Origin of the sequence: Paenibacillus xylaniclasticus (assembly GCF_004001065.1) — a bacterium.
In the GTDB taxonomy this organism is placed as follows: Bacteria; Bacillota; Bacilli; order Paenibacillales; family Paenibacillaceae; genus Paenibacillus_T; species Paenibacillus_T xylaniclasticus.
In genome coordinates, this window is sequence record NZ_BIML01000016.1 from 21,132 (window position 1) to 45,398 (window position 24,267).

22 protein-coding genes and 13 tRNA genes are annotated in these 24,267 nt (G+C 48.6%); 4 read left to right on the forward strand and 31 right to left on the reverse strand.

The features are described from left to right. Positions 1-127: 127 nt before the first annotated feature. Together zwf and PXY01_RS15005 are read right to left on the reverse strand one after the other, a co-directional pair. Positions 128-1,684: a glucose-6-phosphate dehydrogenase gene (gene zwf, locus PXY01_RS15000; RefSeq protein ID WP_127570840.1), complete on the reverse strand. Its 1,557-nt coding sequence runs from the start codon at positions 1,682-1,684 to the stop codon at positions 128-130. Positions 1,685-1,818: 134 nt separating this feature from the next. Beyond that, complete coding sequence (locus PXY01_RS15005) at positions 1,819-2,673, reverse strand: YwmB family TATA-box binding protein (protein WP_127570841.1); 855 nt, start codon at positions 2,671-2,673, stop codon at positions 1,819-1,821. 164 nt (positions 2,674-2,837) lie between these two features. Between PXY01_RS15005 and PXY01_RS15010 the strand changes: the two genes are divergently transcribed. Together PXY01_RS15010 and PXY01_RS15015 are read left to right on the forward strand one after the other, a co-directional pair. Next, on the forward strand, positions 2,838-3,185 hold the full coding sequence (locus PXY01_RS15010; protein WP_127570842.1) for a hypothetical protein: 348 nt from the start codon (positions 2,838-2,840) through the stop codon (positions 3,183-3,185). A 122-nt stretch (positions 3,186-3,307) separates the two neighbouring features. Continuing rightward, entirely contained in the window at positions 3,308-4,003 is a 696-nt protein-coding gene (locus PXY01_RS15015) for a hypothetical protein (RefSeq protein ID WP_127570843.1), read from the forward strand. Positions 4,004-4,007: 4 nt separating this feature from the next. Here the strand turns inward: PXY01_RS15015 and PXY01_RS15020 are convergent, their stop codons facing one another. Further along, a complete protein-coding gene (locus PXY01_RS15020) occupies positions 4,008-5,417 on the reverse strand; it encodes a molybdopterin molybdotransferase MoeA (protein ID WP_246027959.1) in 1,410 nt (469 codons plus the stop codon). 153 nt (positions 5,418-5,570) lie between these two features. On the opposite strand from PXY01_RS15020, the gene mobB reads away from it, so the two are divergent. After that, positions 5,571-6,155 (forward strand): molybdopterin-guanine dinucleotide biosynthesis protein B, encoded by a 585-nt coding sequence (mobB, locus tag PXY01_RS15025; protein WP_127570844.1) that lies wholly within the window; start codon positions 5,571-5,573, stop codon positions 6,153-6,155. Positions 6,156-6,184: 29 nt separating this feature from the next. Here the strand turns inward: mobB and PXY01_RS15030 are convergent, their stop codons facing one another. The 11 genes from PXY01_RS15030 to PXY01_RS15080 form a co-directional block, all read right to left on the reverse strand. Next, positions 6,185-6,865 (reverse strand): response regulator transcription factor, encoded by a 681-nt coding sequence (locus PXY01_RS15030; protein WP_127570845.1) that lies wholly within the window; start codon positions 6,863-6,865, stop codon positions 6,185-6,187. 16 nt (positions 6,866-6,881) lie between these two features. After that, on the reverse strand, positions 6,882-7,868 hold the full coding sequence (locus tag PXY01_RS15035; RefSeq protein WP_127570846.1) for a sensor histidine kinase: 987 nt from the start codon (positions 7,866-7,868) through the stop codon (positions 6,882-6,884). 88 nt (positions 7,869-7,956) lie between these two features. Continuing rightward, the gene (locus PXY01_RS15040; RefSeq protein WP_127570847.1) at positions 7,957-8,643 is read right to left on the reverse strand and encodes a PspA/IM30 family protein; all 687 of its coding nucleotides are present in this window, start codon (positions 8,641-8,643) and stop codon (positions 7,957-7,959) included. 2 nt (positions 8,644-8,645) lie between these two features. Further along, positions 8,646-9,140, reverse strand: a complete 495-nt coding sequence (locus tag PXY01_RS15045; RefSeq protein WP_127570848.1) for a PspC domain-containing protein — start codon at positions 9,138-9,140, stop codon at positions 8,646-8,648. Continuing rightward, complete coding sequence (locus PXY01_RS15050) at positions 9,137-9,817, reverse strand: PspA/IM30 family protein (RefSeq protein WP_127570849.1); 681 nt, start codon at positions 9,815-9,817, stop codon at positions 9,137-9,139. Before PXY01_RS15050 ends, PXY01_RS15045 begins: the two co-directional genes overlap by 4 nt. Positions 9,818-9,858: 41 nt before the next feature. After that, positions 9,859-10,149 (reverse strand): LiaF transmembrane domain-containing protein, encoded by a 291-nt coding sequence (locus PXY01_RS15055; protein WP_127570850.1) that lies wholly within the window; start codon positions 10,147-10,149, stop codon positions 9,859-9,861. A 357-nt stretch (positions 10,150-10,506) separates the two neighbouring features. Further along, complete coding sequence (locus PXY01_RS15060) at positions 10,507-12,081, reverse strand: ABC transporter substrate-binding protein (protein WP_127570851.1); 1,575 nt, start codon at positions 12,079-12,081, stop codon at positions 10,507-10,509. 120 nt (positions 12,082-12,201) lie between these two features. Next, a complete protein-coding gene (locus tag PXY01_RS15065; protein ID WP_127570852.1) occupies positions 12,202-13,122 on the reverse strand; it encodes a carbohydrate ABC transporter permease in 921 nt (306 codons plus the stop codon). Positions 13,123-13,166: 44 nt separating this feature from the next. Continuing rightward, complete coding sequence (locus tag PXY01_RS15070; protein ID WP_246027960.1) at positions 13,167-14,096, reverse strand: ABC transporter permease; 930 nt, start codon at positions 14,094-14,096, stop codon at positions 13,167-13,169. Between the two features lie 134 nt (positions 14,097-14,230). Continuing rightward, positions 14,231-15,850, reverse strand: coding sequence for a helix-turn-helix domain-containing protein (locus PXY01_RS15075; protein ID WP_127570854.1), 1,620 nt, complete (start codon positions 15,848-15,850; stop codon positions 14,231-14,233). Positions 15,851-15,903: 53 nt separating this feature from the next. Further along, entirely contained in the window at positions 15,904-17,655 is a 1,752-nt protein-coding gene (locus tag PXY01_RS15080; protein ID WP_127570855.1) for a sensor histidine kinase, read from the reverse strand. 170 nt (positions 17,656-17,825) lie between these two features. Between PXY01_RS15080 and PXY01_RS15085 the strand changes: the two genes are divergently transcribed. Further along, positions 17,826-18,914: a peptidylprolyl isomerase gene (locus tag PXY01_RS15085; RefSeq protein WP_127570856.1), complete on the forward strand. Its 1,089-nt coding sequence runs from the start codon at positions 17,826-17,828 to the stop codon at positions 18,912-18,914. 106 nt (positions 18,915-19,020) lie between these two features. Here PXY01_RS15085 and PXY01_RS15090 read toward each other — a convergent pair whose 3' ends face one another. The 17 genes from PXY01_RS15090 to PXY01_RS15170 form a co-directional block, all read right to left on the reverse strand. Continuing rightward, positions 19,021-19,896, reverse strand: a complete 876-nt coding sequence (locus tag PXY01_RS15090) for a metal ABC transporter permease (protein WP_127570857.1) — start codon at positions 19,894-19,896, stop codon at positions 19,021-19,023. A gap of 2 nt (positions 19,897-19,898) precedes the next feature. Continuing rightward, complete coding sequence (locus PXY01_RS15095; RefSeq protein WP_127570858.1) at positions 19,899-20,819, reverse strand: metal ABC transporter permease; 921 nt, start codon at positions 20,817-20,819, stop codon at positions 19,899-19,901. Further along, entirely contained in the window at positions 20,816-21,553 is a 738-nt protein-coding gene (locus PXY01_RS15100; RefSeq protein ID WP_127570863.1) for a metal ABC transporter ATP-binding protein, read from the reverse strand. The genes PXY01_RS15095 and PXY01_RS15100 overlap by 4 nt, the downstream gene beginning before the upstream one ends. A 5-nt stretch (positions 21,554-21,558) precedes the next feature. Beyond that, positions 21,559-22,512, reverse strand: coding sequence for a metal ABC transporter solute-binding protein, Zn/Mn family (locus PXY01_RS15105; protein ID WP_127570859.1), 954 nt, complete (start codon positions 22,510-22,512; stop codon positions 21,559-21,561). Between the two features lie 492 nt (positions 22,513-23,004). Further along, positions 23,005-23,083, reverse strand: a tRNA-Leu gene (locus PXY01_RS15110). Between the two features lie 66 nt (positions 23,084-23,149). Beyond that, positions 23,150-23,223 (reverse strand) — tRNA-Cys (locus tag PXY01_RS15115). Between the two features lie 4 nt (positions 23,224-23,227). Further along, positions 23,228-23,302: transfer RNA gene (locus PXY01_RS15120), tRNA-Gly, on the reverse strand. A 7-nt stretch (positions 23,303-23,309) separates the two neighbouring features. Then, positions 23,310-23,384, reverse strand: a tRNA-Gln gene (locus PXY01_RS15125). Positions 23,385-23,391: 7 nt separating this feature from the next. Next, a tRNA-His gene (locus PXY01_RS15130) sits at positions 23,392-23,467 on the reverse strand. 18 nt (positions 23,468-23,485) lie between these two features. Further along, positions 23,486-23,559: transfer RNA gene (locus PXY01_RS15135), tRNA-Trp, on the reverse strand. 7 nt (positions 23,560-23,566) lie between these two features. Beyond that, positions 23,567-23,652 (reverse strand) — tRNA-Tyr (locus PXY01_RS15140). An 8-nt stretch (positions 23,653-23,660) separates the two neighbouring features. After that, a tRNA-Thr gene (locus tag PXY01_RS15145) sits at positions 23,661-23,736 on the reverse strand. A 17-nt stretch (positions 23,737-23,753) separates the two neighbouring features. Next, positions 23,754-23,829 (reverse strand) — tRNA-Phe (locus PXY01_RS15150). An 18-nt stretch (positions 23,830-23,847) separates the two neighbouring features. Then, positions 23,848-23,924: transfer RNA gene (locus PXY01_RS15155), tRNA-Asp, on the reverse strand. A 33-nt stretch (positions 23,925-23,957) separates the two neighbouring features. Then, positions 23,958-24,034: transfer RNA gene (locus PXY01_RS15160), tRNA-Met, on the reverse strand. Between the two features lie 7 nt (positions 24,035-24,041). Further along, positions 24,042-24,117: transfer RNA gene (locus PXY01_RS15165), tRNA-Val, on the reverse strand. Between the two features lie 75 nt (positions 24,118-24,192). Further along, positions 24,193-24,267, reverse strand: a tRNA-Glu gene (locus PXY01_RS15170).

A 24,267-nucleotide genomic window follows, 5' to 3' on the forward strand; every position in this document is an offset into this window, starting at 1 on the left:
GCTTGGCCGTTCAACCCTATGATGTTCGGAAAACAGTCCGAAGGCCGGCCGACGAAACAAAGCTCGACGACCGGCCGGATTACGCCCGTTCTTTAAATTTAATAATACCCGTTACACTGTAAATGAATTACTTGCGGTTGCCCGAAATCCAGATGACGTTGTCTTCCTCTTGGCCGTTAACCGGCCACCAGTGGAAGCCGTCCTGCTCCAAAATGTCGTTCATTTCCTTCGGTCCCCACGAGCCGGCTGAATAGAATGCGAGATCCTCTTTGCTTTCGTTCCAAGCCTTCGCAATCGGATCTACGAATGTCCAAGCCTGTGCAACCTCATCCCAACGAGTGAAGCGCGTTGATTCACCGCGCGCTGCGTCGAAGATGAGACGTTCATAGGCTTCAGGCGTGTTGATGCCCACTTGGCACGATTGGCAGAACTCCATCGCGACAGGCTGCACATCGTTATCGGAGCCTGGACGCTTCGCATTAATCTTAATGTAGATGCCCTCCATCGGATTAACCCGAATAACGAGCAGGTTAGGACCTACATCCTCACGCGAACCGAACAGCACGTTCTCCGGTACATTCTTGAACTCCACTACGACCTCCGTCGTCTTCACCGGCATCCTTTTGCCTGTGCGAATGTAGAACGGAACGCCTGCCCAACGGAAGTTGTCGACGAACACGCGTGCGCCGAAGTAAGTTTCGGTCACAGATTCTGGGTTAACCGACTCTTCTTGACGATAGCCAACAAGCGTCTTGTTGTTCAGCGAGCCTTCCGAGTATTGACCGCGAACAACGTTCCGGCGAACGTCATCGCTCGACTTGTATGGACGAAGGGAGCGAAGCACCTTCACCTTCTCGTCGCGGATATCTTCCGGCTGCAGACGGCTTGGCGGCTCCATCGCGATCATCGTCAGCATTTGAAGCATATGATTCTGCATCATGTCACGCAGAGCACCGGATTTATCATAGTAGCCGCCGCGATCCTCGACACCAACCGTCTCAGACAGCGTAATCTGTACGTTGGCGATATGCTTGTTGTTCCAGAGCGGCTCGAAGAAGGCGTTCGCGAACCGGATCACTTCAATATTCTGTACCATCTCTTTGCCGAGATAATGGTCGATGCGGTAAATCTCTTCTTCCTTGAACACTTGGCTCAATTGAGCGTTCAGCTCGCGGGCCGATTCAAGATCATAGCCGAACGGCTTCTCGATAACGAGACGCTTCCAGCCTTGTGAATTCAGAAGACCTCCGTCACGCAAGTTAAACGATACCGGTCCGAACAACTCCGGCGCCAGTGCCAGGTAGAACAGGCGATTGCCTGGGATATCAAATTTCTTATCAAGCTCGGAAGACAGATTGTCAAGCTCACGGAAGCCGTCAACATTATTAATGTCGAGAGACATGTAAACAAAATGCTCGGCGAACTTGTTCCACAATGCTGCGTCATCCGCTTTATAGCGGCAAAACTCAACGATCGATTCGTAAACGTCCGTCCGGAATTGATCGTTCGTACGCGGGCGGCGTGCAAGACCAACAACAGCAAAATTGTCAGCCAGCTTGCCTTCTTTATATAAGCTGAACAGCGCCGGGAACAGCTTGCGCTTCGCAAGGTCTCCTGTTGCGCCGAACAGATAATACACCGCTCCTTCAGCGGTCTGTTGCTCCAACTTTACATTGCTCGTCATGGTCTCAATTCTTCCCTTTCTCTACTCTCATACTCCTATCTTGTAAAATCTAGTGTAGCATATTCAGCCATATTGCGCTATTCGGCGCTCATAAAAAAAACTGATGGTAGCCCTAAATAAAGATAATCGATTGCTTAGCTGACTGCCGTGTAATCTCCTGTAATGACCGGTACGCCAACGACCCAGTTCGCCGCTCCCGTCTCGCTGTCTCTGTGAATCGAGATTTGTATATTCGCCTTGCGGCCATTCGTATCGATTGAAGCATCGATATGGGGAGACATACGGGTCTCATTAATCGCTGCGCCGGCAGCATCCTCATACCGCTCTACGAGCCTAGCTTCAGCTTGCTCGGCCACATCATCTGCCAGCTGATGCATAGCCGCTAAATTGATGGTGCCAGCTAATGCCGCAGATCCGCTGACGCGAAAGCTGTATTCGTATTGTCCCCCTGCCTGCTGCAGTACAGCCTCGACTTGTTCGGCAGCTTCTTGCAGTTGCTTAGCCGTAAGACCTGCTGGCGGCTGTACGATCACAATCGCCCCTTCAGCCGATTCGTTATTCAGATAAAATGCGACCGGCACTGCTGTGGAGCCATCTTGAGATGCCTCTCGCCCTACCAGCAGCTCGCCCTCATACGTTATTGTCCGCATGGATTGGCTGGACAATTCCTTGTCATCTTCATTGCTGTTACGTTCTTCGCTAAAGCGCAGTCCAAAGCGGCTTGCAGTTCGCAACACGTCGCTGCTTGTCATGCCGTCAACATCATATCGAATAAGCCAGCGGGTGGCGTTCGTCTCTTGCTCTTGCTCAGCAAGCTGTGCCGTCAGCTGCCATACGTACGAGATATCATTCGCTGCAGATGGACTTGGCTTCGTCTTATCGGTTCTAAGAGTCGTCGCAACAATTGCACTTACGATCAGAACTGCCGCTGCGATCAGAGCAGGAATAAGGCTTTGGCCCGATGTGCGGGCTGCCGGCTGCCTTCTCACCCAGAATCAGCTCCTTCCTTACGATTCAGACGAACAAATTGCTGTCATACTGACTGAACACAAGAAGAAATAGGCGTTCAATTGGCAAGTAATATGGGTGAACGACTATGCGCAAGAGCCTGCGCCTGCATAAGATGGGCTTAGAACTAGGAGGTGTATAACGAATGGAACCGGTCTTCCCTTTACATGAAGAGAATATTAATCGATTTTGCGGGCTTCCGGTATGTATCGTTACCCACGACGGACACCGTCATGTCGGTATACTGACGCAGTGCCGCAACGGTCGTGTCATGCTGAACGGCTACGGTTCAGGCCAAGTATACATCGATCAGCATAAATCCGATACTGCCGGTAAGAAGACAAAGAACAAAAAGAAAGCAAAAGAGCAGCCTGTCCAAGATGATAAGCTGCATGCTCATACCCAGGCGTACGGCTATTACGGCTATAATCCTTGGGGCGCCGCATTTGCGATCGATCTCGCGCTTATCGCTTTCCTGTTCCTATTATTATAACTCGAGCATGCTGCAGCGGACTGTCGAACAGGCGCGAGGCGGCTTGCTTCGCGCCTATCGACACTGATCGCCACCCTTTGCACTGCCTATCCACTAATATGGTAGAAAGGAGGCGATTATGGATGAACATCTACCCTTCCAGTCGCGCAGTCTCGGCACCAGCCATTATGCGCGTACAGCACTCCAGGCCTTATGCCGATTACCGTCTGCTGGACGAACACGATCCACTCGTTCATTCCGGAGCGGATGAAAGGCGACGTCGTGCCGCTGCTGTATGTGCCGCACGATCCGTTACGGCGTTCATGCAGAGGATTGCTGAATTGAAGAGTGCCCTAGAACAAGGCTCTATCGCATTACGGCGATTCAAGCGCTTGGAATCAGAAGATAAACACTATATCTATTCGCTAATCGACAAACTGAACAGCTGCATAAGCACATTCGATGAATATGCCGACCTTCGCAGAAGCTGGCGCCATAAATTAATCGAACCGCTGCTATCCTCTAATGCGGAGCAATGCGGTATTGAATTCAACGAGCATTCTTTCAAGTATACCGCTTCGAATTCCTTCCCTCCGCAAAGCCGTTCAAATAACAGCAGGCTGGAGAAAAGGAACGCTATGCAGACGATCTTCGGCCAGTATGGTGCGGCCGCAGCGCTGCAGCTCGTTGTCGAACAGATCGAGCATTCGCCTGCTTCCGCATTGCTAGAGCCGGAAGTTCTTACACGACTATTCAGCAGCTCAGGAGCCGTCTATTCTCCCTTCATGCGTATGCACAGGCTAGGACATGTGAGCATGCTGCTTAATTTGAAGAGCTAGCTGGCTAAGGAACGAGAAGCACGTCAACGAGTTCTCCTGCTGCTGCACCTGCTGATCCCGAAGGAATAAGCGCCAATCCGTCCGATGCCGGAATCGACGCCAGCATGCTGGATTTCGCAAAGCCGAGCGGCTCTACATATACTCGGCCCTCATGTTCATACAGCCGTGACCGTACATATCGGTCGTGAGGGCTCCCCTTGTCAAAGCTGGACACCAGCTCCGCTCGAACTACCTTCGGAAGCGGCTGCGCTTCTCCCTGCAGCGCCAGTAGAGCCGGTCTGACGAACAATTCAAAGCCAACAAAGCATGCCCCCGGATTGCCGGACAAGGCGAACAGCAGCTTGCCCCCGATGCGTGCAGCCGACGTTGGACTCCCCGGACGCATAGATACCCGATCGAACAACAGTTCACTCCCGTCGTCTTCAGCAGGTGACCAAGCTTTCGCTGGATTGGCAGGACGTTCCACGTTCTGCCTTGAAACGGACCGCATTAGCTCAGCCATCACATCATAGTCGCCAACGGAGACGCCGCCTGTTGTGACGATCATGTCTGCGACTTCCCAAGCCTCCTCCAGCGCTTGCCGAACAGCCAGCAGCTCGTCCGGTAAGCTGCCGTACAGCGTTGCCTCCCCGCCGCTTTGCTCCACCATAGCTGCCAGCATCGCGCTGTTGCTATCGCGAATTTGCCCGGGACGCAGCGGCTGTCCAACTGGAAGCAGCTCGCTTCCCGTCGCAAATATGGCGACACGCGGACGAGCGTATACCTGCACCTCGGTATAACCGAAGGTGCCCAGTAGTGCAACATGGCCGGGACGAATAAGCTGTCCCCGTTCAATCAACAGCTCATTCATTTGCAGCTCTTCCCCGCGGGGAGCTACATGCTGATCAGCAACCGCAGGCTGCTTGATCCGAACATACGCAGTCGCTTGTCCATTTGCTGATTGCCCACTAATCGGGCTGTCGAAGCTGCCTCTGACGGCCGTTCCCGCTTCCGCGTCTACCGTTTGCTCCAGCATAACGACTGCATCGGCCTGTTCAGGCACCATCGCGCCTGTCATAATCCTCATCGCCGTACCGGGTGCTAGCGCCGGCGGAGCATCGCCTGCCGCAATCGCTCTAGTGATAGGCAGCACAACGGGCCGATCTGGCGAAGCACCAATCGTATCTGCCGCTCTAACCGCGAAGCCGTCAACGCCAGAGCGAGCGAACGGCGGCCAGTCGCAAGTTGCATGCAGCCTGCCAGCAGCATATCTGCCGCCGCTTCGATGAAGCGGTACCCTCTCAACTCTGGCATGCTGCACCAGCCACCGTTCAACTGATTTCATAATGCGCGACTGTGCCTCCGCGACCTTAACCGCCCTTCTGCGGAACCTCCCGCTTGTCTTATCCTGAAGCTCCATTCCGCTTGCTCCCATATCGAGTCACCGCCTTCGTAGTTCCACTAAATGTTATTGTATCAAATGACAGCAGGCTCCTCCACCACACGCTGTACTTTCAAGCATCAGTCCAAGGTGCTACAATCGAACATAAAGCAGTTATGCTAAGGCCAGCATTAGGGGGAACACTCCATGTCCAATAACAGCACGGCGAGAAGAGAGCCTGTCGTCATCCAAGTCGTCGGATACAAAAATACCGGCAAGACAACAATCGTCTGCCGGTTAACAGAGAGTTTAAAGCAAAGCGGATATACGATCGCAACGATCAAGCATGATGCCCATGACTTCCAGATCGATCACGATGGCACTGATACTTGGAAACATACTCAAGCTGGTGCAGACATGACCATTATCACCTCACCGTATCAAACAGCCATTATGCAGCGCGAGCCATCGACACTCGAACAGCTTATTAGCCGCTGCAGCCATGCTGACTGGATATTGGTAGAAGGGTTCAAAGCAGCACACTATCCGAAGCTGATCATCATTCGTTCAAGCGAGGACGCCGAGCTCATCAGCAGTCTAAGCAACCCAGCCGCCTTCATCCTCTGGCCGGATACACCTGAGCCAGTTATTACAACGATTCAATCTCTCCCGTATAAGGTGCCGATCCTTGGGTTGAACGATACGGAGCAGATGCTTCGTATTGTCCATCGACTACGTCTACGTGATAACGCAGCCGAACAGCAGCAATATGGACTAGGGAACCTTATGTAGGATTTTATGTATTACGGTCGTCCAGCTGTCTACTCGGCTAATCCGTGCTTATGCGCATAAATCGCCGCTTGTGTGCGGTCGTCTACACCAAGCTTGGAGAAAATATTCGTGACATGGAACTTCACCGTCTTAATTCCGATGAACAGCTCGTCTGCAATTTCCTGATTCGACTTACCCTGCGCGACAAGCTTCAAGACGTCCATTTCACGCTCGGTCAACTGTTCATGCGGCTTCGCAGCCGTCTGCTGCGGCTGGCGGAACCGGTTCATCATCTTCGCCGCAACTTGGGATTCCAGTACAGACTGCCCTCGTGCAGCCGCGCGGATCGCATCTGCAATTTCGTTCGCCCGCGAAGTCTTGAGCAAGTAGCTGAATGCTCCTGCTTCAATAACTGGATAGAGCTTGCTATCGTCAATATAACTAGTGAGAACGATCACTTTGCATTCCGGGTACAGCTCCAATATTTTACGAGTCGTCTCAATGCCATCCATCCCGTCCATTACGAGATCCATGAGCACGATATCAGGCTTATAAGCTTGCGCCAATCGTATCCCTTCAAGGCCGTTGCTCGCTTCTCCTACGACCTCTATCCCATCCTCCGTATCCAGAACGGCTGCCAGTCCGATTCGCACCATCTCATGATCGTCTACCAGCAGCACTTTAATCGATTGTTCGATTTCCGTCTCGTTTCTGTGTCCGATCGTTTCCATCTTCTTTCGTCTCCCCTTATTCCGTCACTCTAGCCGGAATCCATATCTCAATCATCGTACCCGATCCCGGCTTACTCTCGATTTCAAAAGAACCGCCCATTTCGTGCACTCGCTCCTCCATTGTCAGCAAGCCATAAGAGGAATGCTTTCTCTCTTCGACGTCAAATCCTACTCCATCATCAACAAACGTCAGCTGTACCTGCCTGCCGCTGCCCATCAATCGAATTGTCATCGACTGGGCTTTCGAGTGACGAAGCGTGTTCGAGATTGCTTCCTGCGCGATGCGGAATAAGTGATCCTCCGATTGTGTATCCAGCATCATCTCGCCTTCCACCACCAGATTGATGGACATGGACGTTTTCTGCTGCAGCTCGGCGACGAGTATTTGCAGTGCTTCTCCTAAATTTTTACCATCTAGATGAACAGGGCGCAAATGAAGCAGCAATGCGCGCATTTCGGATTGCGCAACCGCCGCCATCTCCTCAATCAGCTCTACCTGACGCTTCGCCCGCTCCCAATCCTTCTCCATCGTTCGCCCAACTGCTGTAGCCGTCATGGAGATGGCAAATAACTGCTGGCTCACCGCATCATGCAGCTCCCTCGCCAGCCGCTGTCTTTCTTCTATGACGGCCGAAAATTTAACCTTCTCCTCCCACACCTCGTCGACTTCCGCGTCATCGATGCTGCGGGAATCCTCGTCCTCGGCTCGGTCAAGCGTGACGAGCGGCAGACGGCGCCGTTGACGGTCTGCTATACGGCGAAGCGCCTCCTTCAGTCTCAGCCCCTGTAAATAGCTGTTAAGCGCTGCTGCCGCAAGTGCAGCGCCAATAATTCCGAGTGCTATAACGGCGCCTCGCCCTTGCAGCGCGAACAGCTCCAAATAACCAATCCCTTGCAGCACGATCAGCAGCAGTCCGATGACGATTAACAGCCATATGACGGACTCGGCGGCTTGGCTTCTGCGCTTCGATTGTTCAGGCATCTCCTTCTTCTTATCGGACATGTCAACTGTACTCCTTCTCTGCCAACCAATTGGGCAAGCCGAAAGGCGGTCCGCTTGTCGCGGTCCGCCTCCATTGAATCAGCTGCGATTATTGCTCTTGGCCGCCGCTGAGTTTCTTCTTCAGTGCTTCAAGCTGTTCGTCTACCTTCACACGCTTCTCGAGATCAACAGCCGTTCCGACTGCAGTACCTTGTAGAGCGTATGGCGTGCGAAGCACTTCCGCTTCGGCTTCTAGCTGCATAATTTTCTCTTCCATCCGGTTGAAACCGCGGGCTGCGCTGCCATGACCGATCGATTGCTGCGCCGAGGACAGCTGAGCCATTTGCTTCTTCGCCTTCGCCAATTGAGCGCGGGCTGCCAGCTCATTCCGTTTGTTGCGGAGTTGATAAAATTGTTCCTTCATGCCATGCAGCTGCTGCATGAGGTCATCAGCCTGCGCTTTCGCTTGTGCGTGCAGCTCCGTATACTCCGGAATCTTCTGATCGTATGCGATCTTATCCTCAAGCAGCTTACGTGCTTGCTCTTCGACGCCTGCACGAAGCGCCGCTTCCGCCTTCGACTCCAGTGCAGCCGATGTGCTAACCGCTTCCTCCAGCCGCTGCTTCATACGACGTTCATTCGTCAATTGCTTCGCCACTGTAACTTCTGCTTGGCGAATTTCTTCTTCCATATCGCGGAGGTACTGATTAAGCATAATAACCGGATCCTCCACTTTATCCAACAACTCATTCAATGAAGCCCTCGTCAAATCCTTCATACGTTTAAAGATACCCATATTTAAAACTCTCCCTTCTCATATTTCGCAAGTTTTGCTTTCAATTCTTCTATTTCTTTGCGAAGCGCCTTACGCTCCAAATCATCCAACACCGAATCCAGTTGACTAGAAACTGGTTTGCTGCTATACGACGGTTGCTGCGGAGGAGTCGTATACGGCCCCCCGGCATATTGGCCCGTACCATAATGTGGCCCATTATTGTAACCATTGTATCCTTGAGGTCCGCCCGCTTGGCCGAAGCTGCCGTCATATGGTCGATTGCCTTGACCTCCATATCCATAACCGCCGTATCCGTAATTGGGATTTCCGTAATACGGGTCCTTCGGTACGACGAATGCAGCCAATATATAGATTGGAATGATGGTCCCGCCGGAGAAAACGGCTAGTACGATCATCAGTATGCGAATTAGGGTAGCGTCTACGCCCATCCATTCTGCTAATCCACCGCAAAGTCCGAACAGCTTCTTATCTCGGCTCGACCGATACATCTTACTCATGAGGAGGATGACCACCCTTCTTTCTCCAGCTTCCGTTTCAGTTGCTCTAGCTCGTTCTCAACAGCTGACTTAACGCGCTGGCCAGTCTCTGTCAGAAACTCGGTTCCTATCCGTCGTATGTCTCGTAAGCTCTTCGCTTCAAGCTCCATGTCATTAATTCGGTCCTCAAGCCGCCGGAATATACCTACTGGCTCCTGGCCCTGCGTACCAAATCGTGCGTTCATTCGTTGCTGCAGCCTCAAGGATTCCATTCTAGCCGCGTAATACTCACGTTTGTCATAAACGGTCTGATATTCGCTGCGAAGCCCTCGCAGCTGTTCTTCCAGCTCCAGCACATTCTGATTCGACTGCTCATACAGCTCTTTGTATTGAACCGCACGCTCTTCCGCGGACTGCTTCTCCAGCAGGGCGATACGAGCCAAATGCTCTTCTCCTGCTTTGAGAGCGATCATCGCATTCTGTTCCCGCTTCTCCTTTAGCTGTTCAGCCTGCAGCCACTGTGCTTTCAGATGGTTCGTATGACCAGCGTATTGTTGATACAGCTTTTCGCACTGGATAATTTCTTCTCGAGTCGACCACAGAAACTGGTCGATCAGTCTTACTGGATCTTCTGCATTCTCCAAATGTTCATTTAGCGTTGCTACCGTTATATCACGTACCCGTTTCATGATGCTCATTGGCTTCGCCCCTCCTTTGACTACAATAGTTTCTTTTATGTTTAGTAATTACGTCTGCCTTTCACGAGCGACACACCGTATACGACAAGTGCAATTGCGATCAGCAGCATAATGATGTGGCTAAACTTGCTAAGTACCATTAATCCACCGAAACCAACTAACACACCGCCGATCACCTTATTACCGTTGCGCCAGCCAACCACCCCTAGACCGACTAATATGAATGGGAACAGGAACTTGATTATCCCGCCTAATGCAACGCCGAGAAGTGGGAGCGCGATGATCGCACCGATGACGATTAGTACGATTCCTTTGGTCGAGTTCATATTCATTTCTATCTTCACCGCCTTTCGCTTTCTTGTGTGAACCTTATGTCCTTATTCTAAGTGATATTCTACTGCCGCATAACGGACCCCCGTCTGTTTTTGTAACTAGACCTAGGTCGGGGGAGTGTCCAACCTATAGACGTAATCGGCATCAGACCAAAGGAAATCCGTACCGTAAAGCAAAAAAAAGACACCCTCCCGTCGGGAGGGTGTTCAATTGGGTGAGGGGGAATTACGAAATACGATAATACTACCTGAATACTGCTACATTAATGTTTAATTCATGCTGCATGTTGCACAATAACTTACTTATAGTATACCGTCAGCCGATTAGAGCTTGACGATTCACTACCTCATACATCATTACTTATTCTCTGCCAAGAATTTGTCCAGTTGGCTTTGCTTCTCAGCGATAACTTTCTCAACGCCTGCTTTGATCAATTTGTCCTTATACTCTGGAAGCACTTTGTCGACATCAACCGAGCCTGTTTCCAGAGCCGTTTGATATTGACGGTCGATGTTAACGATCGCGCTAACTTCCGTTTTTACAGGATCGCTGTCGAATACGAAGCCAAGTCCTGGCGATACTTTAGGACCTTCGTTAAACTTGCGGAATTGTTCCCATTTGTCCGGAGCTTCATTGTTGAACACATAGTTCAAGAATTGGTTACCGAACATCCACGCTGCACCTGGAGCATAATCTCCAGATTTGTCAGCTGGCGTAATGATCTCACCGTCACGCGTATAGTGCGTGCCTTCGATACCGAAGTTAATCAAGTTGTTCAAATATTTATCGGAGTGCAGCAGGTTAATGAACATCATAGCACGTTCAGGGTCTTTCGACGTCGTCGAAATTGCAAGCATCGAGCCTGCAGTTACGCCTGTCGAAACCGTTTTCTCATTCAATTCGATTTGGGCCAGCTTGCCGGTCAAACCGAGGGAGTTCTCGAGCTCCTGTGCTTTACCAGGCTTCAACGATTGCGTAATAGCGAATACGTTGCCGGCTTTCAGTGCATCCGTATTCATAGTCGTCGTTGTTGCAGCGTCGCTGTTAATGTAGCCTTTCTCGAAGAAATCGCGCGTAATTTTGAGATTTTCGACGTAACGCTCTTGATCATAGTTGGCTTTAACCGTCGTATCTTCCTTATCTTTCAGAATTAAGCCAGGTACAGACGTATCGCCGAGCGCGTCGTAGTTGCCGAAGTAGTGAGCGTTGAAGTTCTCGCCTTTCAGCAAGTACAGCGGCGTCATTTCTGGCTTCTTCTCTTTAACCGTTGCGAATACAGCGTCCAGATCTTGGATCGTTTTGACTTTGCTCATGTCGATTCCAAGTTCGTCTGCGATATCCTTACGATATACGATACCACCTTGCTCTGCGAGCTCTTTATTCGTTGGTACTGCGTAGTTGATGCCGTTAATTTTGGAGCCTTCAAGGAACAGTGGGTCCAGCGAGTTCGTAATATCTTGGCCGTATTTCTCCAGCAGCGGCTTCAGATCCAAGAATGCGCCTTTACCAACGTTAACCGCATATTTGCTCCATTGCGCCGTGAAGAAGATGTCTACAGGATCACGGGAAGCGATCAGCAGGTTAACTTTATCTTCCCATGCCGTCCAGTCGATCGGCTGAAGATCGATCGTTGCGTTAATTTTGTCTTTCAAATATTTGTTAATCTCTTCTTCAATAACAGCTTCATCCTTCTGAGTCGTGCCCGGATATGTGAATACGAGCTTATACTCTTTCAGATTCGCTGCAGCGTTCTCGGCTGGTGCCGGCTCGTTCTTATCTGTCTCTTCTGTGTTCGTTCCTTCGGTTGTCGAAGCTGGTGTTGTTTCTGTTTTGTCCTCCTTATCATCGCTCTTACCGCACGCGGACAATGCCAGCGTGAACGTAAGGGCAAGCATCAGGAGCAGCAATGCACTCTTCTTTGCCTTTACCATCTTCATTTGACCTCCCATATGGTAATTGGTATATATGCTTAACCGATTATATGTAACCGGTTACAGCCATGGAGTTAGAGGACGGCGGCTTGGCCGCCCTCTCGGTACATATTAACAGAATTATCCTTTTACCGCACCGACCGTAAGTCCCTTTACGAAATATTTCTGGAAGAATGGATAAGCGAATATGATCGGTCCGATACCGACAACGGCCATAGCCATCCGTACCGTTTCGCTCGGGAATTTAGCCGCACCGCCAATGTGTGAGATCGCATCACTGTGCTGGGTCAAATACTGAATGTTCGTTAATGTCTTATACATGACGTACTGCAAGCTGTAGTTCTCTTCCGACGTGATAAACACAAGACTTAAAAACCAGTCGTTCCAATAGTTCAATGTACTGAACAAGGCTGTTGTCGCAAGTACAGGTGTCGATAGTGGCAGCACAATTCGGAAGAAGATTCTTAGCTCACCTGCACCGTCAATCTTGGCGGACTCAATAATAGCCGCTGGAATCGTCGTACTGAAAAACGTACGAATAATTAAGACGAAGAACGCCGACATAACTAGCGGTAATATGAGCGACCAGATGCTGTCCTTCAGATGCAGGAACCTTACGTATACGAGATACCATGGCACGAGACCACCGTTGAACAGCATGGTGAAAAATACGAAGAAGGTAAAAAATTTGCGCTGTGGAAAGTCCGGTCGACTAATCGGATAGGCGTACAAGGCCATCACAATCAAGCTTAACAACGTACCAACAACCGTGACGAAAGTCGATACTCCATAAGCCCGCGCCACGCTTTCCCAGTCCTTGAACACAAATTTATAAGCACTGAAATCAAAATTAGACGGTATAAATTTGTATCCATCTACAATGACATCAGTCTCATTCGAAATCGAAACCATCACAAGCAACAATAACGGAAAGATACAAAGCGCTGAATATAGAAAGAAAATGATCTTAATTGTCCAATCCCCTACCGGCGATAATGAATTAACCGGTCTTGAGGGAGCTCGTTCAACAGGGGCCTCCATCTGCTACCTCCTACTATTATGCATTTGCCTACAAATTCACTAATTTAGAACAGCGCGCTGTCCTTATCGATTCGTCTTACAACCCAGTTGGATATGAATACGAGCACGAATCCAACTACAGATTGATATAGACCCGCTGCTGACGACAATCCTGAGTCGCCCATCGCTAGGAATGTTCGATATACATAGGTGTCGATTACGTTCGTAACCGGGAATAACGGACCAGATTCTTTCGGCACTTGATAGAACAAACCGAAGTCTGCATAGAAGATACGACCGACCTGCAGCAATGTCATAATAATCATGATCGGGATCAAGAGCGGAATCGTAATCTTCCAAATTTGCTGCCATTTGTTCGCGCCGTCGATTGTCGCTGCCTCGTAATATTCATCATCGATGCCGATAATAGCTGCCATGTATATAACCATGTAATAGCCGACGTTTTTCACTGTATTAACAAGCGGCAGAATGTATGGCCAAGCTTCCAATTTGAAATACCATTGAACCGGATCTACACCGAACATCGGCAAAATCGTCGTATTGACGAAGCCGTTCTTGTCATGGAGCAGTCCGTATACGAGATACGAGATTACAACCCAAGACAGAATGTAAGGCAAGAAAATGATCGACTGGTGAAACCGTGCAAGAAACTTGCTGCGAAGTTCATTCAACATAATTGCGAAGGCAACAGGTATTATCAGGTTCAGAACAATAAACAATGAGTTGTAAAGCAGTGTATTTCTCGTAATGATCCACGCATCGCTTGTCTTGAACAAATACTTGAAGTTGTCCAGCCCAACCCACTCACTGTCGATGAAGTTCAGAATGATGTTGGAATGCTGGTATGTCATGCTCTTAAAAGCGATGACTATACCGGCCATCGGGAGATAGTTGTTCACAAGCAAAATCAGAAAGCCGGGCAGCATCATCAAGTAAAAAATCCCGTATTTTTGCAAATTACTTCGAAGTGCCATCAAATTTCCTCCTGCTTCTTTCCTATTGCCGTTTCCGGTTCTTCCGTTCGGTCTACTTCATTGTAAAAAAAATAGCCACGATGCTCTATTCGCACCGTGACCTCATTAACGTTGTTGTGACTTATTTGAATCATTTAGTCGACATGCTGGAATATTCGTCGATATTCCTGAGGCGTCAAGCCTGTCGCTTTCTTGAACAGCTTAGAGAAATGCGAGAAATTACTGTAGCCGACCGATACAGCGATGTCGCTGATTCGGGCATTACTGTTCTCCAGCTCCATCTTCGCCCTTACAATCTTGCGATCTGTCGTATAATCGGTAATCGATTGTCCGGTTTCCTTGCGGAACAAACGAGATAAGTATGCCGGATTTAGGAATACATAATCAGCCAGCTTCTCCCGGCTTATATCCTCATCGAGATGCTCCTCAATATATTGCTGTGCCTTACGAACTACATTCGAGACATCCTTACTATTCTGACGTATATATTCGGCAGCCTGCAGGCAGACAGATAGTGCCCACGTCTTCAGACCCTGAAGCGACTTTAACGCTTGACCTCCATCTTCCCACTGCTGCTGCGGAAACGCTCTATCAATGGCTAAAGACTTGCGCTGGAAGGTCTGGAACAGAGTATGTACGATCCCGAAATAAATTGAGACGATATGCGTATAGTCGATCCCACCCTGCTCCTCAAGCAGCTGGTTAAAAAACTCTTCAATCTTACCTGCGAGCTCCATACGTTTGCCCGACTCCAGCAGTACCGCCCAATCTGCCAGCGGCGGGTGTGACGCCGACATCGCCTGCTGTCTCGACCTGTCTCTCTCTTGTACATGAACGACCGTGCAAGTATCGGTCAGATTGCTTTTCTCCAGCTCATTCAAATGCGAGACGACTTCCCTAAGCGACGTAACTGGAGCAGGAACGCCCACATAGCAGGACAGGCGGCAGTGCAAATAAGCTTCGCATTGCTCGATATATTTGCGGCAGCGTTCGTTGAGTTCCGCCTTCGTTACAGCTTCCGGCTCATAGAGCAGCACGAGCAGCGCGCCGCTCGCATCCTGAATGACCTCTCCCCCAGCGTCCATAAGAATGATTTCTTTCGCTGCATTCTTCACGCCATAAGTCATAATTTCTTCATCGCGCGCTGACCATTCCTCCTGCCATTGCTCAATGCTGATCAATATGACAACAATTTGGGAGCTGGCTTGCAGCGGAATCCCATACAGCTTCAATTGCGGCTCAAGCTGCTGAGGGGCGACCGACTGCCGCCAATGAATCACATCCTGCCACAGCCTCTCTACCATTACAGGCAGCTGCTTCTGCCACTGCTGGTAGTACAGCTCATAAGTCCGATGGAATGCATCATGCTCTTCTTGAATTCTCACTTTATCAAGCGCTTGAAGCAGCGTTTTCTGAAGATGAGCATGGTCGACCGGCTTTAGCAAATAATCGAATCCGTCAAGCTGCAGCGCCTGTTGTGCATATTTGAAATCAGCATGGCCCGTCAGTAGAATCGTCTTGGTCAATGGCGAATGTACGTTCACCCAGCTTAACAGCTCAATCCCCGTCTGATTCGGCATATCGATATCGGACAGCAGCACATGAATCGTATACTCCTTGAAAAATCCTTGCGCCTCTTCGGCGTCATAAGCTGTAAAAATGTTCGCAATCGGCATCGAGCTCCAATCCAAGCCATGCACAATGCCTTTAATGGCAATTTCTTCGTCGTCTACAATTAATAAATTATATTTCATACTAATCATGCCCCCTCTAAGGACTATTCCTACCCATTTCATCTATTTGCGTATTATATGGCAGTCGTCTGCCTATCGATCATGTTCGGAAACTTGATTGTAATAACGGAGCCTGTCCCATCGTCCCGATTGGCGAATTTGATCGTCGCCCCTTCTCCGTAGTGAAGCTTTAGACGATGCGCCACGTTCATTATGCCTAATCTGCTGGACTCGCCTTCCGGCAGCGGCTTGCCATTTTGCAATTTGTCCAGCACTTCCTTTGGAAATCCGACTCCATTATCCGAAATCGACAACAGGAAGCCGCCGCCTTGCTCGGTATCCTGTACAACGGAGATATGAATAACGAACAGCTGCTTGCGATTTTTGAAGCCATGGATAATCGAATTTTCGACAAATGGCTGCACGGTTAATGCCGGAATCGGATAACTTTTCAGCGGCTCGGGAATATCGTACGTAATGACCAGCTTATTCGGAAAACGGAGCTCCTGAATCGTAATGTAGTTATTGATATGGCGTAATTCCTCATCAAGCGTAATCGTATCCCGGTTCGCACGCATAATGAAACGGAAATAATCGGCAAGATGTAGCGACATTTTTTTGACTGATTCATGATCTTTCAAGGCTGCAAAGTTATAAATAATATTCAGCGTATTCATATAAAAGTGCGGATTAATTTGCGCCTGCAGCTGTTTAAGCTCGCCCTGCTTAACACGCAGCTGTTCTTCGTACATTCCGATCTTCAACGATTTAATTTGCTCCGCCATTGTATTGAACGTATTGGCCAGGAAGACAAACTCCACCGTTTTGTCTGATTGAAGACGAACGTCCAGCATGCCCATAGAAATTTTCTTCATTCCGAGAATAAGCTCTCCAAGCGGCTTGAACATAATCTTCTGAACGAAGAGGAGATAAAGCATCAATATGATAAAAATACCTACTGGAAGGAAGAACACCGCCATCTGAAAAAATGGCAGGTTCTGCAGAATCGACCTCTCCGGCAGCATGAGCGAGAATACTAGTCCAACAGTCTCACTGCTCTTCTCCATTACGAGATATTTGTCGTCGTGCCCTTTCATCGTGACGTAAGGCTGTTGCTCGTTCACTGGAAGTCCGCTTAACTGTACGGGCAATTGCGAGTCACTGAGCGGCATTCCTACGTGGTTATCCTTCAGTTCATACAATTCGCTGGAAGTGGTCTCGCCCTGCTGTTCGGCAAGCTTGCCGGCAATATCCTTCGCTCGAATAATAGCTCCCACATATTCGTTACCGGTTACGTGTATCGCCTTCATGATCATGTATTCGCCTGGTATGTTCTCATCCTTAGCCAGATGCCATTTCACTGCAGCTGGATTATTGGAATCGTTTGCAATAATATTCGGCACATGCCGGCGGAGCAAGCTCTTCATCATCTCGTAGTTATTGCTTCGCGTGCCGATGATAACATCTTGATCGCTGTATAAGAAGAACGTATCGATCAAATCATAAAAGCCTACATCACGATTAAGCTTGTTATAAATACTGACCTTCGTTAGCACGTAATTATCTGACCCGTACTCATAGGAGCCAAGAAGTCCAACCTCACTGTCAAGAACCGCCATTTTCATTAAATAATCGCTAACCTGCTTCAGGTTCGTGTCGGTCTGCCTAACATACATGTCTAACGTATTCCGGTATGTCTCGGACACTTTCGCTCGGACAACGTCCTTAGCGTATAAAGTATTCACGATCATAAATAACACAAGTGGAACGATCACTGCTACAAAGCTAAGCAGCAGCTTAACCTTGAGCGATTGTACCAACGCCATAAAAACTCTCCATTTCTTTGTACTTTAATCAGTTTTATCTATTCGACCCAGTTGATTCATTTTCCTCTTATCATTTTTATTTGCTATTAAGGTTAGAGATCCATTATTCTGGTATAGTAATAATTAGGGGGCACCCATTTTTAAACATTAGAGAGGAGCAGCAAGCAATTATGACGGAAGAAAATAAGCGGCGCGATCTTTCGCAGTCGGACGAGCAAGATCAACTGCAAACCAAGCTTTACAATTCTGAAGACGGATTGTCCGGCCAGGATGAAGAGGAAGCTATCGATCATGAAGCGGCAATCCAATCCAATCCATCATCTGTAAGAAGCGATAATGCGCCGAAACGTTCCGATGCGGGTGGCTGGATCGCTGCAGCAATCCTGCTTGTCGCATTCGTAGTGGTTGCGATCAAGGCGTTCTCGACAAGTGGTGAAGGCGGAACGGAAGCCGTCGCTGAAGTTAACGGAGTCAAAATTACGCAGCAGCAGCTGTATAAATCGCTTATAACTGGTGGCAATGGAGAGAAAGCGCTTGAGAATCTGATCAGCTACGAGCTTGTTAACCAGGAAGCTGAGGAGAAAGGCGTTAAGGTCACAGAAGAAGATATCAACCATGAACTTGAAGGACTCAAGACGAATATGGGCGGCGAAGAATCATTCAACCTTGCCTTGCAGCAATACGGCATGACGGTTGAAGACCTGAAGCCGGATCTCCGTCAACAAGCTCAATATCGCAAATTGCTTGAACCTCAAGTATCCGTAAGCGACGAAGACATCAGCTCTTATTTCGAGCAGTACAAAGACTCGTTCGCAACGCCTGAACAAGTACGCGCTTCGCACATTCTTGTTGCTACGAAAGAAGAAGCGGATGAGATCATTAAGCAGTTGAATGAGGGCAGCGACTTCGCAGCTATTGCGAAAGAGAAATCGCTCGATACAAGCAATAAGGATGCAGGGGGCGACCTCGATTACTTCAGTCGTGGAATGATGGAAGCTGCATTCGAAGAAGCGGCATTCAATCTTAAAGTTGGTGAAATTAGCGAGCCTGTTCAAACATCTTATGGCTACCACGTTATCAAAGTAACAGATCATAAGGAAGCAACTACTCCAACGCTCGAAGACAAGAAGGATGAAATTAAAGAAACGTTGACGACCCAGCAAGTTTACCAGCTGTCGCAAACGCTCTTATCGGATCTCCGTTCGCAAGCGAAGATTGAAAACTATCTATCGAAAGATACGGAAGAGGCTGCTGAATAAACATTGCTGTACAGAAGGGCCGAGAAGACAAGCATCTCATCGAGGTGCATGTTTTCTCGGCCCTTCATTATTAACTTCTTTGCTAAGTGCAGCAAATACTTATTATTTATGTTGAAGATATATTCGGTCTTATCAACCTCGCCATAATGCCATGCTTCGGCGAAGCTATGAAACTGACCATAAATACTAGCCCGGTAGCAAAAGCCATAGATCCGGAGATAGAGGTGTCCAACCAGACGGCAATAAAATACCCTGAAATAGCGGCAACAATGCCCAAAGCACTACTTAAAATCATCATCACGGCAAGCCTGTCAGTCCAAAGGTACGCCGCCGCTGCTGGCGTGATTAGCATAGCAACAACCATGATCGCACCAACAGCATCAAAAGCTGCTACCGTTGTTACCGAAACGAGCCCCATAAAAACGTAATGCATAAGTACAACTGGGATACCAATACTCGCAGCAAGTGCTGGGTCAAACGAAGTAAGTTTCCATTCCTTGTAAAATCCAATAATCACGATTAATACAATACTAAGGACGATCGATAAGATGAAGACAGCTTCGGGAATATCTCCGACCACAGGCAGGTTTATTTTTTCCCAAGGAATGAATGTAATTTCCCCCATCAAAGTGTGCTTCACATCCAGATGTGCATTTCCGACTTTAGTGGCAATCAATACAACCCCAATGGCAAATAAAGAAGTAAATACTACACCAATTGAAGCCTCCTGCTGTACGCCAAGGGAGTGAAACCATTGAATTAATAACGCAGTCAATAAACCAGCAGCGATCGCACCAATCAGCATATGAATGCCGCTCAATTCACGGGTAATCAGGAAAGCAATCACAATACCAAGTAATACGGTATGGCTGATCGCATCGGCCATCATCGCCATTCTGCGCAAAATAAGCAGAGATCCAATCAGTCCACATGAGACTCCAACTAGTGAGGCGGTCAGTATAATCCAACCGGCATAGCTCAAGCCTAATCCCTCCTTTCCAGCGCAGCGCGTTGATATGCGGTCGACTCTTCTAGCAGCTTTCGCTGCCGGTATTGCTGAATTCCAATGACGATTAATCCTTTACGAATGCCTAGAGCAAATGAAATGACGAATAAAGAAGATGCAGCGATAACAATAAAAGGACCTGTGGGCCATCCTTTACCGTATACGCTCATTAACGTTCCGATTACGCCTGCGCTTCCTCCGAACACAGCTGACAACACCAACATCCACTTGAAAGAGTTCGTCCAGTACCTTGCGCTCACCGCTGGTGTAATCAATAGAGCGGCCATTAGAATAACCCCTACCGCCTGGATGCCTATGACAATCACTAATACCAAGCAAAACATATACAGGCTGTTCATCCAGCGACTCGACAACCCCAATCCTCCCCCAAATGTCGAATCGAACAAGAACAGCTTCCATTCCTTGAAGGAGATAATAGCGATGAACACAATCAACAATGCCAATCCTGTCATAAGCCATACGTCTTTACCCACCATTGAAGCTGCCTGACCATAGATAAAGCTGTCCAGTCCACTCTGGCCAGCCCCGGCCATTCGATTGACGAATGTAAGCAGCATTACACCGAGGCCGAAGAAGACGGACAGAATGATTCCCATAGCTGCATCTTCCTTAACGCGGCTTGAAGACCGTATCCAATGAATGAGCAAAGCGCCCAATAGCGCGCTCACTGCTGCACCAGCAATCATAACAAGCAGATTCTTCTCGCCAAGAATAACAAACCCAATAATAACGCCTGGCAAGGCTGCGTGAGACAATGCATCACTCATTAAACTTTGCCTTTTCCAGTAGGCAAAGCAACCGATAATACCGGCAGCCGTACCTAACATCAAGGTGCTGAACAGGACCCATTGAGCATTATGCGACAACCCCTGTATCATTCCGACTTGGCTCCCCTCCAGCGCAGCGTCCCTTCATACGTTCGATAGATGTTGTTATCTGTAAAGGCCTCTGCCGTAGGGCCGTGTGCGATCACCGTTCGGTTTAGTAGTAGTACATGGTCGAAATAATCCTCAACCGTCTGTAAATCGTGATGGACAACCAGTACCGTTCTCCCCTTGCTCTTTAACAAATTGAGCGTTGACATAATTGCACGCTCAGTTGCCGCATCTACACCAGCAAGCGGCTCATCAAGAAAATATAAATCAGCATCCATGACGAGGGCACGGGCTAAAAAAACTCGCTGCTGTTGACCACCTGAGAGTTGACTGATTTGACGCGAGGCATAATCCGCCATCCCCATTTCGGCCAAAGCCTCCATCGCCTTTTCACGGTGACGGCGCTTTGGCCATTTTAGCCAGCCGATTTTCCCATACAACCCCATTAACACGACATCAAGTGCATTAGTTGGAAAATCCCAATCGACGGAGCCCCGCTGCGGCACATAGCCGACTCGAGCTTTTACTTTCTGATAGGGAGACCCAAAGATGGCTACCTTCCCTGCCAACTGGGGATGCAATTCAAGGATGACTTTAAGCAAAGTTGATTTACCTGCACCGTTAGGTCCTACTATACTCGTCATTGTCCCTGGCATAACATCAAATACCACGTTGTCCAACACTTTGTTCTTACGATAGGAAGCAGATAGCTCTTTAACACTTAGAGCCGGAAGCATCCCCATCACTCTCCTTCTGCACTTAGTGCTTGATAAATGGTATTCACATTATGGCTGTACATACCTAGATATGTACCTTCTGGTGTACCCGCATCTCCCATTGCATCAGAGTACAACTCGCCGCCAACAACAACATCAAGTCCTTGCTTCTTAGCTCCTTCAATTACAGCATTAATGGAGGCAGGATTAATACTACTCTCTAGGAACACGGCAGGTATTTGATAGTCAACCAGCAGTTTTACCGTGTCGTCAATATCGGATAAACCAACTTCATCCTCCGTGCTTAATCCTTGCAATCCAACCACTTCGATGTCATGCATGCGACCGAAATAGCCAAATGCGTCATGCGCTGTGATCATCACGCGTTTTTCTTTCGGGATTTGCGACAATTTAGATTCGGCTTCTTCCTTAAGTTGATCCAGTTTTTTAAAATACTCTTGCTTATTATCTTCAAAGTACTCTGCATCTGCAGGCGCTGCTTTCTTCAGCTCTTCAGTTCCCGCACTTAACGATTGCTTCCATAGGTCAATATCAAACCAGACATGCGGATCAATTGTTCCACTCTCATCCTTCAACAGTTGCTCCGCTGGTATCGACTCGCTGATTGCAAGCACTGGTTTTGATTTACCAATTTCCTCGAACACTCTAACCATATTCGCTTCCAGGTGAAGTCCACTATATAAAATAACATCCCCTTTTTCCAGCTTCCCGATATCCCCCTGTGTCGCATTATACAAATGCGGATCAACACCTGGTCCCATTAAGCTTGTCACAGTGACTCTCTCACCTCCGATGACAGAGATCGGCTCAGCAATCTGAGCAATAGTAGTAACAACGTTTAGCTTATCCACGCTTGTTGTCTCGTCTTGCTTTTCACTAGAAGTACACCCTGTCATACATATAGCCAAGACTAGAACACAGGCCCCCAAGACAGTCTTCTTTAATCGTGCATGCTTCAATTTTGTTCTCCTCCTGAAATAAATTTGTTCAGTGTGAAAAGTTTTTACCTAATGCAAAACTATTGGATAAGTATAACTTAATTTTATTATCATAAATTGTCAATACATCCATTGAATTATTTTCTGGTTAGCTTCTCGCTTATCTTGATCCAGTCAGTCTCTATTGAGGTGAGATCAATCAGCTTCCAAAGTCTCCACACAGTCTCAGCATTACAACGGTAGGTTCATGAAATCGGCTTGATTATTACCATGAACAATGTAGTCGTCACATTCTGCCACTGGTGGCACGTTCTATGAACTACAAAACCGTAATAGAGAAAGAGAACATTAAGGAGTTCATCGCTTATCTTATGGCAGTCTTAGTATTTATATGTCGATACATTCAAGGGTGCATCCCAGGTTCAATTTCAAGCTTTTTCAAGCTTTAATTTTAGAAATTCAACAAAAAAAAGAGTGCATTAGAGATAATCTCTAATGCACTCTTTTAGTTAATACCGGCGAGAGGACTCGAACCTCCACGGTTTCCCACTCGATTTTGAGTCGAGCGCGTCTGCCATTCCGCCACGCCGGCGCATTTTGCTGTTTGCATTGCCCCTCCGATTGAGGGATACGACAACAGCATAAAGCTTATAAAAGATGGAGGCGCCACCCAGATTCGAACTGGGGGTAAAGCTTTTGCAGAGCTTTGCCTTACCGCTTGGCTATGGCGCCGTAATGGAGCGGAAGACGGGAATCGAACCCGCGACCCTCGCCTTGGCAAGGCGATGCTCTACCGCTGAGCCACTTCCGCAAGATAGTGGCTGGGGATCAAGGATTCGAACCTTGGCATGACGGAGTCAAAGTCCGTTGCCTTACCGCTTGGCTAATCCCCAACATTCATGGGGCGATTGAGGGGAATTGAACCCCCGAATGTCGGAATCACAATCCGATGCGTTAACCACTTCGCCACAACCGCCATAGTGATATAATAAGTTGGCAGGGGCAGCAGGAATCGAACCCACACCAAAGGTTTTGGAGACCTTTGTTCTACCTTTAAACTATGCCCCTATGTAAATGGTGGAGGATGATGGATTCGAACCACCGAACTCGTCAGAGAACAGATTTACAGTCTGCTGCGTTTGGCCACTTCGCTAATCCTCCAGGGAAAATGGTGCCGGCGATAGGAATCGAACCCACGACCTACTGATTACAAGTCAGTTGCTCTACCTGCTGAGCTACACCGGCATATTAGATTGTTATTATGGTGGCTCGGGACGGAATCGAACCGCCGACACGAGGATTTTCAGTCCTCTGCTCTACCAACTGAGCTACCGAGCCTAACTTGCGATGAGATAATGGCGGAGCCGACGGGATTCGAACCCGCGGTCTCCTGCGTGACAGGCAGGCATGTTAGGCCTCTACACCACGGCTCCACGATATAAGTTCGGTAGCAAGTTGATAAAAGTTGGTTGCGGGGGCAGGATTTGAACCTGCGGCCTTCGGGTTATGAGCCCGACGAGCTACCGAGCTGCTCCACCCCGCGTCATTCATGGTGGAGGCTGACGGGATCGAACCGCCGACCCTCTGCTTGTAAGGCAGATGCTCTCCCAGCTGAGCTAAGCCTCCGTTAAGCGACTTTTATACTATACTACACTTTAGCGTTTCATGCAAGCTTTTTTTTAAAACTTTATTTAAGAAAATTGGTGACCCGTAGGGGATTCGAACCCCTGTTACCTCCGTGAAAGGGAGGTGTCTTAACCCCTTGACCAACGGGCC

What these genes read in the sequence shown, in the direction of transcription:
- PXY01_RS15100 (WP_127570863.1), bottom strand. Translation starts at nt 21,553, where the DNA reads ATGCTTCCGGCTCTAAGTGTTAAAGAGCTATCTGCTTCCTATCGTAAG.
- PXY01_RS15035 (WP_127570846.1), bottom strand. Translation starts at nt 7,868, where the DNA reads ATGTCCGATAAGAAGAAGGAGATGCCTGAACAATCGAAGCGCAGAAGC.
- PXY01_RS15070 (WP_246027960.1), bottom strand. Translation starts at nt 14,096, where the DNA reads ATGGCACTTCGAAGTAATTTGCAAAAATACGGGATTTTTTACTTGATG.
- mobB (WP_127570844.1), top strand. Translation starts at nt 5,571, where the DNA reads ATGTCCAATAACAGCACGGCGAGAAGAGAGCCTGTCGTCATCCAAGTC.
- PXY01_RS15020 (WP_246027959.1), bottom strand. Translation starts at nt 5,417, where the DNA reads ATGGGAGCAAGCGGAATGGAGCTTCAGGATAAGACAAGCGGGAGGTTC.
- PXY01_RS15040 (WP_127570847.1), bottom strand. Translation starts at nt 8,643, where the DNA reads ATGGGTATCTTTAAACGTATGAAGGATTTGACGAGGGCTTCATTGAAT.
- PXY01_RS15075 (WP_127570854.1), bottom strand. Translation starts at nt 15,850, where the DNA reads ATGAAATATAATTTATTAATTGTAGACGACGAAGAAATTGCCATTAAA.
- PXY01_RS15065 (WP_127570852.1), bottom strand. Translation starts at nt 13,122, where the DNA reads ATGGAGGCCCCTGTTGAACGAGCTCCCTCAAGACCGGTTAATTCATTA.
- PXY01_RS15085 (WP_127570856.1), top strand. Translation starts at nt 17,826, where the DNA reads ATGACGGAAGAAAATAAGCGGCGCGATCTTTCGCAGTCGGACGAGCAA.
- PXY01_RS15055 (WP_127570850.1), bottom strand. Translation starts at nt 10,149, where the DNA reads ATGAATATGAACTCGACCAAAGGAATCGTACTAATCGTCATCGGTGCG.
- PXY01_RS15010 (WP_127570842.1), top strand. Translation starts at nt 2,838, where the DNA reads ATGGAACCGGTCTTCCCTTTACATGAAGAGAATATTAATCGATTTTGC.
- PXY01_RS15030 (WP_127570845.1), bottom strand. Translation starts at nt 6,865, where the DNA reads ATGGAAACGATCGGACACAGAAACGAGACGGAAATCGAACAATCGATT.
- PXY01_RS15050 (WP_127570849.1), bottom strand. Translation starts at nt 9,817, where the DNA reads ATGAGCATCATGAAACGGGTACGTGATATAACGGTAGCAACGCTAAAT.
- PXY01_RS15060 (WP_127570851.1), bottom strand. Translation starts at nt 12,081, where the DNA reads ATGGTAAAGGCAAAGAAGAGTGCATTGCTGCTCCTGATGCTTGCCCTT.
- zwf (WP_127570840.1), bottom strand. Translation starts at nt 1,684, where the DNA reads ATGACGAGCAATGTAAAGTTGGAGCAACAGACCGCTGAAGGAGCGGTG.
- PXY01_RS15015 (WP_127570843.1), top strand. Translation starts at nt 3,308, where the DNA reads ATGAACATCTACCCTTCCAGTCGCGCAGTCTCGGCACCAGCCATTATG.
- PXY01_RS15095 (WP_127570858.1), bottom strand. Translation starts at nt 20,819, where the DNA reads ATGATACAGGGGTTGTCGCATAATGCTCAATGGGTCCTGTTCAGCACC.
- PXY01_RS15080 (WP_127570855.1), bottom strand. Translation starts at nt 17,655, where the DNA reads ATGGCGTTGGTACAATCGCTCAAGGTTAAGCTGCTGCTTAGCTTTGTA.
- PXY01_RS15045 (WP_127570848.1), bottom strand. Translation starts at nt 9,140, where the DNA reads ATGAGTAAGATGTATCGGTCGAGCCGAGATAAGAAGCTGTTCGGACTT.